This window comes from Nitrincola tapanii (assembly GCF_008368715.1).
Classification (GTDB): domain Bacteria; phylum Pseudomonadota; class Gammaproteobacteria; order Pseudomonadales; family Balneatricaceae; genus Nitrincola; species Nitrincola tapanii.
In genome coordinates, this window is the sequence record NZ_SMRS01000010.1 from 38,676 (window position 1) to 50,388 (window position 11,713).

The 11,713-nt window shown below is 48.4% G+C and carries 9 protein-coding genes, 2 tRNA genes and 1 rRNA gene; 1 reads left to right on the forward strand and 11 read right to left on the reverse strand.

Going from position 1 to position 11,713, the window contains the following annotated elements:
- Positions 1-14: 14 nt before the first annotated feature.
- The 7 genes from E1H14_RS12330 to ftsH all read right to left on the reverse strand — a co-directional run bounded on the left by E1H14_RS12330 (position 15) and on the right by ftsH (position 5,703).
- Positions 15-91: transfer RNA gene (locus E1H14_RS12330), tRNA-Met, on the reverse strand.
- 31 nt (positions 92-122) lie between these two features.
- Positions 123-208, reverse strand: a tRNA-Leu gene (locus tag E1H14_RS12335).
- 25 nt (positions 209-233) lie between these two features.
- Complete coding sequence (gene secG / locus E1H14_RS12340; protein ID WP_149391791.1) at positions 234-602, reverse strand: preprotein translocase subunit SecG; 369 nt, start codon at positions 600-602, stop codon at positions 234-236.
- 3 nt (positions 603-605) lie between these two features.
- Positions 606-1,388, reverse strand: a complete 783-nt coding sequence (gene tpiA, locus E1H14_RS12345) for a triose-phosphate isomerase (RefSeq protein ID WP_149391792.1) — start codon at positions 1,386-1,388, stop codon at positions 606-608.
- Positions 1,389-1,433: 45 nt separating this feature from the next.
- Positions 1,434-2,780 (reverse strand): phosphoglucosamine mutase, encoded by a 1,347-nt coding sequence (gene glmM / locus E1H14_RS12350; RefSeq protein ID WP_149391793.1) that lies wholly within the window; start codon positions 2,778-2,780, stop codon positions 1,434-1,436.
- Complete coding sequence (gene folP, locus E1H14_RS12355; protein ID WP_149391800.1) at positions 2,773-3,588, reverse strand: dihydropteroate synthase; 816 nt, start codon at positions 3,586-3,588, stop codon at positions 2,773-2,775. The genes glmM and folP overlap by 8 nt, the downstream gene beginning before the upstream one ends.
- Before the next feature lie 147 nt (positions 3,589-3,735).
- A complete protein-coding gene (gene ftsH, locus E1H14_RS12360; RefSeq protein ID WP_200834105.1) occupies positions 3,736-5,703 on the reverse strand; it encodes an ATP-dependent zinc metalloprotease FtsH in 1,968 nt (655 codons plus the stop codon).
- Positions 5,704-6,146: 443 nt separating this feature from the next.
- On the opposite strand from ftsH, the gene E1H14_RS12365 reads away from it, so the two are divergent.
- The gene (locus E1H14_RS12365; RefSeq protein ID WP_149391795.1) at positions 6,147-6,458 is read left to right on the forward strand and encodes a YhbY family RNA-binding protein; all 312 of its coding nucleotides are present in this window, start codon (positions 6,147-6,149) and stop codon (positions 6,456-6,458) included.
- A gap of 64 nt (positions 6,459-6,522) precedes the next feature.
- On the opposite strand, the gene greA is transcribed toward E1H14_RS12365, so the two are convergent.
- The 4 genes from greA to rrf form a co-directional block, all read right to left on the reverse strand.
- Complete coding sequence (gene greA / locus E1H14_RS12370; protein ID WP_149391796.1) at positions 6,523-7,002, reverse strand: transcription elongation factor GreA; 480 nt, start codon at positions 7,000-7,002, stop codon at positions 6,523-6,525.
- Entirely contained in the window at positions 6,999-10,220 is a 3,222-nt protein-coding gene (gene carB, locus E1H14_RS12375) for a carbamoyl-phosphate synthase large subunit (RefSeq protein WP_149391797.1), read from the reverse strand. Before carB ends, greA begins: the two co-directional genes overlap by 4 nt.
- Before the next feature lie 28 nt (positions 10,221-10,248).
- Positions 10,249-11,388, reverse strand: coding sequence for a glutamine-hydrolyzing carbamoyl-phosphate synthase small subunit (gene carA, locus E1H14_RS12380; protein WP_149391798.1), 1,140 nt, complete (start codon positions 11,386-11,388; stop codon positions 10,249-10,251).
- A 249-nt stretch (positions 11,389-11,637) separates the two neighbouring features.
- Positions 11,638-11,713, reverse strand: a 5S ribosomal RNA gene (rrf, locus tag E1H14_RS13460); the annotation flags it as partial.

Sequence of the window (11,713 nt, forward strand, 5' to 3'; positions counted from 1 at the left end):
ATCCATATCAAAAGTGGTAGCGGGGGCTGGATTTGAACCAACGACCTTCGGGTTATGAGCCCGACGAGCTACCAAGCTGCTCCACCCCGCATCAAACTTGAACTACAAACACTTGTAGATATTGGTGCCGACGGCCGGACTCGAACCGGCACGAGCATAGCTCACCACCCCCTCAAGATGGCGTGTCTACCAATTTCACCACGTCGGCTAAAACGCTTTACACTAACAGCAGCTTACTCAGCAGCTGGCAAATCTGTGTCTTCAGCAATACCACCTGAAACAGGCGCACCTAAGACCGGCAACTCAACACGCTCAGCAGCCGATTCAATGATGGCAGCAGAGGGAATACCTGCTTCACCCACATTCACGGCTTTCTCTTTAGCAAAATAAGCCAGCGCAAAGCTCGTTGCAAACAAAACTGCAGCAATTAGCGCGGTTACTTTAACCAGAAAGCCACCTGAACCACTTGCACCAAATACAGTTTGCGAAGCACCACCACCAAAAGATGCACCGGCTTCGGCACCCTTTCCTTGCTGTATTAAAACTAAGCCAATAATGGCTGCAGCCAAGAGGACGTGTACAATTAAAACTAAGGTTTCCATATTTTAACTAACCTGTTCTCTTTTTTTCGCTGCGTTACAAATACCTAGAAAATCACTTGCAGAAAGTGACGCTCCACCAATCAGGCCACCATCTATATCCTTCTGCGCAAAAAGCTCAACCGCATTATTTGCTTTAACGCTGCCGCCATACAGAATATGGAGCTTATCCGCTGCTACCTGACCCATAACAGTAGCCAGCAAGGAACGAATAAAAGCATGAACTTCTTGAGCTTGTTCTGGGGTAGCTGTTAGGCCTGTACCGATTGCCCAAACAGGCTCATACGCCCAAACCACTTTACTTAACGCTTCTTCGTCTAAACTCTTAGCGACTGTCAAAACCTGTCGACTTAACACGGCTTGCAACAAGCCCTGCTCACGCTCATCTAAAGTTTCACCCACACAGACTAATGGGACTAAACCTGATACAAGACAAGCTTTTGTTTTCTCTGCGACCAACTCATCGCTTTCTGCACAAAAGGCTCTACGCTCTGAATGCCCCACTAAGACATGTGACACATTCAAATCGACCATCATCTGCGCATTCATTTCGCCGGTAAATGCACCGTCTTGTAGCCAACTACAAATATTCTGCGCACCCAGTTTAACTTGCGTGCCGACAAGCTCCTGACTTACCTGACTTAAGTAGCAAGCAGGCGGGATAATCAAAACATCGACTTCGTGATTTAATTCAAGCAAACCGTTGTTTTTTAGACTCTGCAGCAACGCCCGATTTTGTTCCAATCGTCCGTTCATTTTCCAGTTGGCTGCAACTAGAAGCTTCCGCATGAGCATCCCCTTTCAAAAGAGGCGCAAATCTTAACTGAGGCGCCTCTAAGAAACAACCCCAGCTAATGAATTTTGCACAATTTCAGCCAGTTGGGTGCATTCTTTCTGCACCTGTATCGGATCTTGCCCTTCCACCATAACTCGTACCAAAGGCTCAGTCCCCGATGGACGCAAGAGCACACGCCCCGTCTGGGCCAAGCGCGCCTGAGTTGCACGAATCGCCTGCTGTATCTCTGGCAACTCAACAGAATTCACGCCACGTGGCACAACCACATTAATCATTACCTGCGGAAGCTTAGTCATGCCTTGGCGCAGTTCAGCAAGCGTAAGAGATGAATCCACCATCGCTTTGAGCACCTGCAATGCTGCAACGATACCATCCCCTGTTGTGCTCAAATGACGGCAGACCAAATGCCCAGAGCTCTCCCCGCCTAACAACCAGTCATTGGCCAACATCGCTTCCAGCACATAGCGATCGCCCACCTTGGCACGTACGAATGGGATATCTAAGCGTGCAAATGCCTGCTCCAGGCCAAAATTAGACATCAGGGTACCCACAACGCCTCCCTGCAAAAGACCTTGGGCACGCATGGATTGAGCCATAATAAAAAGCAACTCATCCCCATCAACAACCCCTCCCTGAGCATCAACCATAATTAAACGGTCACCATCACCATCCAGAGCAACACCTAGATCGGCCTGCTGAGTCACGACCTCGGCCTGAAGACGTTTGACATCCGTTGCACCACACAACTCATTTATATTCAAACCATCTGGAGAGGTGCCGATTTCGATTACCTGCGCACCCAGCTCCGAAAAAACAGCCGGTGCTATATGGTAAGTCGCACCATGAGCGCAATCCACAACCAACTTCATTCCACGCAGGCTAAGACTACCGTTAATCGTGCCTTTGCAGTATTCGATATAACGTCCGGCTGCATCCGTGATACGCCGAGCTTTACCTAAGCTGGCAGAGTCGACCGTTTGCATCGCCTGATCCATCTGCTCCTCAATAGCCAACTCAATTTCATCTGGGAGCTTGGTACCCTGTGCTGAGAAAAATTTGATGCCATTATCTTGGAAGGGATTATGTGACGCGCTGATCACGATACCCGCTTCGGCACGGAAGGTTCGGGTCAAATAGGCAATGGCAGGAGTCGGCATCGGCCCTGTTAACAAAACATCCACACCGGCTGCCGACAAACCTGCCTCTAAAGCTGACTCAAACATATACCCTGAGATGCGAGTATCTTTCCCGATCACAATACGGCTACGCCCCTCACGCGCAAACACCTTGCCCGCTGCCCATCCAAGCTTCAACATAAATTCTGGTGTGATTGGGAACTGCCCCACTTCGCCGCGAATACCATCAGTACCGAAATATTTACGCATCTACCTCAATCTCCCATTCTTCCTGCTGAACAGCTTTGAGTAATTTTAGAGCATCGACAGTCTCAGCAACATCATGCACTCGTAGTAGATGCGCCCCCTTTTGCGCTGCCAAGATCGCTGTGGCCAGACTCCCTGCTAAACGCTTACTGGCGTCACGACCTGTGACCGCACCGATCATAGACTTACGCGAGGTCCCACTTAATACGGGGTAGCCGAGCGCGACCAATTCATCCAGTCGATTTAGCAGCGTCAAATTATGTGCTAACGATTTGCCGAATCCGAACCCTGGATCAAGAAGGATATTCTCTTTCTGAATACCGGCTTGTTGATAGCGTACAATCTGTTCCTGCATAAAGGCTAACACTTCATCCTGAACCTGCTGATATTCAGGAGCTTGCTGCATCGTGGCAGGACTGCCCTTCATATGCATCACACACACTGGCAAGCCGGAGCGACTGGCCACCTCCAGTGCATCACCCAGCGCTAACGAACGCACATCGTTAATTAAACCAATACCTAAAGCCAAAGCCGCTTCCATGACACGAGGCTGACTGCTATCTAAAGAAATAATGACATCCAATTCTTGATTCAAACGCTCGATGACCGGCAAGACACGATCCATCTCTTCCTGGACACTCACTTCCGCTGCGCCGGGGCGAGTCGATTCACCTCCCACATCGATGATGGCGGCGCCCGATTGCAGCATCTGCGCAGCCTCTACCAAAGCTGCATCGACTCTTAATTTATCTTGCGCAAAAAATCGACCGCCATCTGAGAAAGAATCTGGCGTTACATTGAGAATTCCCATCACATGTGGCTCAGAGAGATCCAGCCATCGCCGACCGCACTTTAATTGCACTTTTTTAACCCCCAAAAAAACAAGGCTGACATAAGTCAGCCTTAATTTTAATGCTCAGCTCTTTAATCTCGAACCGGCACTCAATAGTCACAACATTCAAGATTTCGGTGATTGCGGCTCTTCGTCCGAACGATCCTCTTCCTGATCATCGAAGCTATCATTTGTCTCTTCAACGTCAGACGGCTCTTCGTTCAACTCATCTGTCTTAACTTCAGCAGATTGCGGCTTATCCTCTTGGGTATCATCCCAACCATCAGGCGGTGTCACCTCTTCACGCGCCATCAGCTGATCTAATTGCTTGGTGCCAATCGTTTCGTATTTAATCAAGGCTTGCGCCATACTTTCCATAATGTCACGATTTTCCGTTAAGATCTGATAGGCTTTGGCATAACAGTCATCAATAATCTGCTTCACTTCCGCATCGATACGACGCTGAGTTTCTTCAGACTTGGCTTTAGAGCCACCGCCCATACCTCGACCAAAAGGATCATCATCCTCTTCCGCATAGAGAAGCGGACCCAGAGCCTCGCTCAGCCCCCACTTAGTCACCATATTACGCGCCAAGGTTGTGGCACGCTGAATATCGTTAGAAGCACCTGTGGTCACACCCTGCTTGCCTAAAGTCATTTCTTCAGCAATACGACCACCATAAAGTGAGCAAATCTGCGAAATAATCGCCTGGCGACTAAAGCTATAACGATCTTCTGCTGGCAGGAACATGGTCACGCCCAACGCACGACCACGCGGAATAATGGAAACCTTATAAACAGGATCATGCTCAGGCATGAGACGACCGATAATGGCATGACCTGATTCATGATAAGCCGTGTTTAAGCGTTCTTTGTAAGACATCACCATCGACTTACGCTCAGCGCCCATCATGATTTTGTCTTTTGCTTTTTCAAACTGCTCCATACTCACGACACGCTTACCTTCACGTGCCGCAAACAGCGCTGCTTCATTAACTAAGTTCGCCAAGTCCGCACCCGAGAAACCTGGAGTGCCGCGTGCAATCAGATCTGATTTCACATCATCACCCAGTGGAACCTTGCGCATATGCACCTTGAGAATCTGATCACGTCCACGGATATCCGGCAGGCCAACCACCACTTGACGATCAAAACGTCCTGGACGCAAGAGTGCAGGGTCAAGTACATCTGGACGGTTAGTCGCCGCGATCACGATGATGCCTTCGGTGCCTTCAAAACCATCCATCTCGACCAGCAACTGATTCAACGTCTGCTCACGCTCATCATTGCCCCCGCCCAAACCGACACCACGACTACGTCCTACCGCATCAATTTCATCGATAAAGATGATACAAGGCGCATGTTTTTTTGCCTGATCAAACATATCACGTACACGGGAAGCCCCTACACCGACAAACATTTCCACAAAGTCAGAGCCGGAAATACTAAAAAAAGGAACCTTAGCTTCACCTGCAATCGCTTTCGCCAGTAAGGTTTTACCGGTACCCGGTGAACCTGACATCAAGACACCACGTGGAATATGTCCACCCAAGCGCTGGAATTTTCCAGGATCACGCAAATAATCCACCAGCTCTTTCACTTCTTCCTTAGCTTCTTCTACGCCCGCAACATCATCAAAAGTCGTTTTGATCTGATCTTCGCTCATCATGCGTGCTTTAGACTTTCCAAATGACATAGGTCCGCCTTTACCACCGGCTCCACCCTGCATTTGGCGCATAAAGAACATAAAGATGGCGATAATGATAAGAATCGGGAAGGCCGCAACCAACAACTGCGACCAAATGCTCTGACCTTCAGGCTGCTTGCCTTCAATCACAACATTATTAGATAAGAGATCATCTATCAGCTTAGGATCTTGAACCGCTGGACGGATGGTGACAAAACTTTCACCTGTCGGGCGCTGTCCGGTAATTGTAAAACCATCAATCAAGACCTTAGAGACACGTCCTGCTTGAACCTCCTCTACAAATTCGGAATAACTGAGCTTACGACCCTCAGTTTCAGAACTGAAGTTGTTAAAGACCGTCAGCAGAACTGCCGCAATCACCAACCACAGTACTAAATTTTTTGCCATATCGTTCAAAGGATCACCCTCAACTCAAACTTTCTTTATGACTCATAACAGCCATAATAACACAGGTCACTGGAGCGACCTGACTCTTTATCAATAGTATTCTTTATACACTTGATAGCTTATGTGCTGTATCCAACACTCTTTACATCGGTCTACTAGCATTTTTGATACGCAACCCGTCACAGCAAAGATCAAGGCTCCACTACTCAACTCAACCCAGATCAGCTTCTTGTCGATTGGGGCAAATCCTAGAATTACAAGCTCAAAGTTAGATACTGGAATGAAAAGATTGTTCCACCCAACACAGCCTATACTGAACAATCCGATGCCGATCTCAACTCTTAAGAACTAGCTGACTACTCAGAAAGGAGCGGCTCAGGTAAACTAGAGATTGTTCACATGCACTTTCTGCATCCCTTAAATTATGAGGCACATATTCTAGTATGAGCTTAACCCCCGAGCAAAAAAAACGTTTCCGTACCTTAGGTCATCAACTGAATCCTATTGTCATGGTGGCTGGTAACGGTCTGACGGAAAATATTCAACTGGAGACAGATCGCGCCTTAGAAGATCATGAGCTGATCAAGGTACGCTTTTCTGTGGGTGATCGAGTGCTTAAGCGTCAACTGATTGCCGAACTCTGCGAAATCGTAGAAGCCGAACTGGTACAAGAAATTGGCAATATTGCGTTGATCTATCGCAAATCCAAAAAACCTGATCCCACGCTATCGAATTTGCTACGCTGGAAAGCTTAAGCTGCTTCTGACTCGTGCCGCCACGAACATAAAAAAACCGCTTCAAATGGAAGCGGTTTTTTTATTAGGCCAGGTGCAGGACTTGAGCAACCTCATACTCCACCATACCCGAAGGTGTCGTCACTGTCGCAACATCCCCCTCCTCTTTACCAATCAAGGCACGAGCAATCGGTGAATTCACGGAGATTTTACCCGCTTTAATATCCGCCTCATCATCACCCACGATCTGATAGCGCACACTCTCATCTGTATCCAGATTCAAGAGTTCGATGGTCACACCAAAAATCACCTTACCACTGGGCGCTATTTTCGATACATCAATGACCTGTGCCATAGAGAGTTTATATTCCAGCTCGCGAATACGGCCTTCAATAAACCCCTGCTGTTCACGCGCAGCATGGTACTCAGCATTTTCTTTTAGATCACCATGAGCGCGCGCCTCAGCAATTGCGGCAATCACTTTCGGACGCTCAATTGTTTTTAATTGCTCAAGCTCCTGGCGAAGCTGAGCTTCGCCAGAAACGGTCATAGGAACACGGCTCACGCAATTTCTCCTGCATGCAACTCTTGAAGACGACGCACTACCTTTTCTTCACCGAACTTTAAGGCTTCAGTAATCGCGGCGGCACCGGCTAGAGTTGTGGTGTAAGGAACCTTATGCTGAATAGCCGCACGACGAATGGCTGCTGAATCAGCAATGGCTTTACGCCCTTCAGTGGTGTTGATGACATAAGCAATTTCGCCATTTTTCATCGCATCCACAATGTTTGGACGACCTTCCATCACCTTGTTAATGCGCTCAACCTGCAATCCTGCTGCTTCCAATAAGTTCGCTGTACCGCCCGTGGCTACCAACTTAAAGCCGAGCTGTGCTAGGTCTTGGGCAACCGCTACAGCAGCTTGCTTATCAACGTCACGAACCGAAATAAAGGCCTTACCTTTGGCGGGCATCTTCTCACCCGCTCCTAGCTGTGCCTTCATGAAAGCCTCACCAAAGCTACGCCCCACACCCATGACTTCGCCCGTCGACTTCATTTCTGGGCCTAGAATCGGATCGACGCCTGGGAATTTATTAAATGGGAAGACAGCTTCCTTGACACTGAAAAACTTCGGAATAATTTCTTCAGTAAAGCCGAGCTCTTGTAGTGACTTTCCAGTCATCACCAAAGCGGCAATCTTCGCTAAGGAAACGCCGATACACTTAGAGACAAAGGGTACGGTACGCGAAGCACGCGGGTTCACTTCGATGACATAGATTTCGCCATCTTGATACGCCAACTGCACGTTCATGAGACCCACCACACCCAACTCCAGAGCCATCTTGCGCACCATATCACGCATCTGATCCTGAACATCCGCCGCCAAACTATAAGGAGGCAAAGAGCAAGCCGAATCACCCGAGTGAACCCCCGCCTGCTCGATGTGCTGCATGATCGCCCCTATGACAACTGTTTTGCCATCACAGACCGCATCGATATCCACCTCAACCGCCGCATTCAGGAAGTGATCCAGCAACACCGGCGCATCATTGGAAACCTGAACCGCTGTCTGCATATATTGACGCAGCTCCGCTTCTTTATAGACGATCTCCATCGCTCGACCACCCAGGACGTAGGAAGGACGAACCACTAGGGGGTAACCAATTTTTTCTGCTTCGATGATCGCTTGATCTAAACTGCGCACCGTAGCATTTTCGGGCTGTTTTAAGCCTAAACGCTTAAGCATCTGCTGGAACTGTTCACGATCTTCCGCACGGTCTATCGCTTCAGGTGACGTGCCAATAATCGGGACACCTGCCTGCTCAAGCGCAACCGCCAATTTCAGCGGCGTTTGCCCACCATACTGAACGATCACACCCTTAGGTTTCTCGACCTGCACGATTTCTAATACGTCTTCTAAAGTGATCGGCTCAAAATAGAGACGATCAGAGGTATCGTAATCCGTTGAAACAGTTTCAGGGTTACAATTCACCATAATCGTTTCATAACCGTCCGCACGTGCGGCTAGCGCAGCGTGTACACAGCAATAGTCAAATTCTATACCTTGACCTATGCGGTTAGGCCCGCCACCGATAACCATAATTTTTTCACGATCAGAGGGATTAGCTTCGCACTCTTCTTCATAGGTCGAGTACATATACGCCGTATCGGTCGCAAACTCAGCCGCACAAGTATCAACACGCTTAAACACCGGACGAATGTTCAAAGCATGACGATGCTTACGCAACTGCTTTTCACTGACGCCCAAAAGACTGGCCAAACGCGCATCTGAGAAGCCCTTACGCTTAAGACGCCACAGCAAATCATAATTCAAATCTGACAAGCTTTTTTCAGACACTAAAGCCTCTTCCTTGATCAGATCTTCGATCTGCACCAAGAACCAGGGATCAACGCCTGACAGCTGATAGATCTCATTAACACTCATTCCCAAACGGAACGCATCACCGATATACCAAATACGCTCACTGCCTGGCTGCTGCAATTCACGCACTATGTCACTGCGCGCATCCTCAGCACTAAGGTCAACAATAGGATCAAAGCCCGTTGCACCGACTTCTAATCCGCGTAGCGCTTTTTGTAAAGACTCCTGTTGAGTACGGCCAATCGCCATCACTTCACCCACAGACTTCATCTGAGTAGTGAGACGATCATTCGCTTGTGGGAATTTTTCAAAGGTAAAGCGCGGGATCTTGGTCACAACATAATCGATAGAAGGCTCGAATGAAGCCGGTGTACGCCCACCGGTGATTTCATTCTGCAACTCATCCAAGGTGTAACCGACAGCCAACTTAGCAGCAACTTTTGCAATCGGGAAACCGGTTGCTTTAGAAGCAAGCGCCGATGAACGTGATACACGTGGGTTCATCTCAATCACGACCATACGGCCGGTTTCGGGATCTATACCAAACTGAACGTTTGATCCCCCAGTTTCAACGCCAATTTCGCGCAACACTGCAATCGATGCATTACGCATCAATTGATACTCTTTATCTGTCAAAGTTTGTGCAGGCGCTACCGTGATACTATCACCGGTGTGCACACCCATCGCATCAAAGTTTTCAATCGAGCAGATGATGATGCAGTTATCGTTACGATCCCGCACCACTTCCATCTCATACTCTTTCCAACCGATCAAAGACTCATCGATCAATAGCTCACTGGTCGGAGAAAGATCCAGACCACGCTCACAGATCTCAATAAACTCTTCACGATTGTAGGCGATCCCCCCACCTGATCCACCCATGGTAAATGAGGGACGAATGATCGCGGGGAAACCAATTGAGTCTAAAACCTGCAGCGCCTCTTCCATACTATGCGCAATCGCAGAGCGTGGGCACTCTAAACCGATATTACGCATCGCCAAATCAAAACGCTCTCGGTCTTCCGCCTTATCGATCGCATCTTGAGTTGCACCAATCATCTCAACACCAAACTCAGCCAAAACCCCTTCACGATCGAGATCTAGAGCACAGTTTAATGCTGTCTGCCCACCCATGGTTGGCAAAAGCGCATCGGGACGCTCTTTCTCGATGATTTTGGCAACCGTTTTCCAATTGATCGGTTCTATATAGGTCGCATCCGCCATCGCCGGATCGGTCATAATGGTGGCTGGATTGGAGTTCACCAAAATAACGCGGTAACCTTCCTCACGCAGCGCCTTACATGCCTGAGCTCCGGAATAATCAAATTCACACGCCTGGCCTATAACGATAGGGCCTGCACCGAGGATGAGAATACTTTTGATATCTGTACGTTTAGGCATCTTTTAAACCAATCTCTATAAATTCAAATCAGGCCGTTTGTTTCGCGTTATTCATCAACTCAATGAAGTGATCAAAGAGTGGCGCTACATCATGTGGGCCTGGGCTGGCTTCTGGGTGCCCCTGAAAACTAAAGGCTGGACAATCTGTGCGCTCTATACCCTGCAGAGAGCCATCAAATAAAGACTTATGCGTTGCGATCAAAGTCGTTGGCAAAGTGGTTTCAGAGACAGCAAAGCCATGGTTCTGGCTGGTAATCATGACACGTCCCGTTTTTAAATCTTGCACGGGATGATTTGCACCATGATGACCAAACTTCATCTTCTCTGTTTTAGCACCTGAAGCCAGCGCCAATAACTGATGACCTAGGCAAATACCAAATACAGGTGTTTTAGTTTCAAGTATCTGCGCAATGGCCTGAATGGCATAGGTACATGGCTCTGGGTCACCTGGGCCATTGGAGAGGAACACACCATCTGGGTTGAGTGCCAAGACGTCAGTGGCAGGTGTTTGAGCTGGAACAACTGTCAAACGACAGCCTCGGCTCACCAGCATACGTAAAATATTGTGCTTAACACCAAAATCATAGGCCACAACATGCAGCGGCTGCTCCTGAGAAGCAATTGAGTGATAACCCTCGCCCAATAACCACTCCGCCTGATCCCAAGCAAACCCCTCTGGAGACGTCACTTCTTGAGCGAGATCCATACCTTTTAAGCCAGGAAAAGCTTTCGCCATTTCAAAGGCTTTAGCTTCATCTATCTCACCAGCCATAATACAGCCATTCAACGCACCCTTCTCACGCAGAAGGCGCGTTAAACGACGTGTATCAATATCTGCAATCCCAACAATGTTATTGGCTTTTAGATATTCATCCAGACGCTGTTCACTGCGAAAATTACTGGCCGTTAAAGGCAGGTCTCGTATCACTAAACCAGCGGCCCAGATCTGATTAGACTCAGTATCTTCGCTATTGGCGCCGGTATTACCAATATGTGGATAAGTCAGAGTGACGATCTGACGGCAATAAGAAGGATCGGTGAGAATCTCTTGATATCCAGTCATGGAGGTGTTGAACACCACCTCACCGATGGACGCTCCATCCGCGCCAATCGCAATCCCCTTGAAAAGGCTACCATCCTCAAGGGCCAGAATCGCTGGTCGCGTCAATTGAACCTCCCCGCACGTGTGCTGCTGCATGATAAATAACTTAAAAGATGTGATATACAGTTGTAAAAAAGCGAGACAAGACTTCAACAGCCCGCCTCGCTTTCAAGAATTCTGTGTGTTGCTGTAATGCTTACGGCAAACCGACCATATTCTAGTGTAGTTTAGCCACAGAGTCCAATGAGATTAACTCTAATTCACTGGCATAAAAAAACCCCCACCACGAAGTGGTGAGGGTTTCTCGTATTAGGTGCCTGGCGATGACCTACTCTCACATGGGGAGACCCCACACTACCATCGGCGATGACGCGTTTCACGACTGAGTTCG

What these genes read in the sequence shown, in the direction of transcription:
- E1H14_RS12365 (WP_149391795.1), top strand. Translation starts at nt 6,147, where the DNA reads ATGAGCTTAACCCCCGAGCAAAAAAAACGTTTCCGTACCTTAGGTCAT.
- secG (WP_149391791.1), bottom strand. Translation starts at nt 602, where the DNA reads ATGGAAACCTTAGTTTTAATTGTACACGTCCTCTTGGCTGCAGCCATT.
- folP (WP_149391800.1), bottom strand. Translation starts at nt 3,588, where the DNA reads ATGGGAATTCTCAATGTAACGCCAGATTCTTTCTCAGATGGCGGTCGA.
- tpiA (WP_149391792.1), bottom strand. Translation starts at nt 1,388, where the DNA reads ATGCGGAAGCTTCTAGTTGCAGCCAACTGGAAAATGAACGGACGATTG.
- carB (WP_149391797.1), bottom strand. Translation starts at nt 10,220, where the DNA reads ATGCCTAAACGTACAGATATCAAAAGTATTCTCATCCTCGGTGCAGGC.
- glmM (WP_149391793.1), bottom strand. Translation starts at nt 2,780, where the DNA reads ATGCGTAAATATTTCGGTACTGATGGTATTCGCGGCGAAGTGGGGCAG.
- ftsH (WP_200834105.1), bottom strand. Translation starts at nt 5,703, where the DNA reads ATGGCAAAAAATTTAGTACTGTGGTTGGTGATTGCGGCAGTTCTGCTG.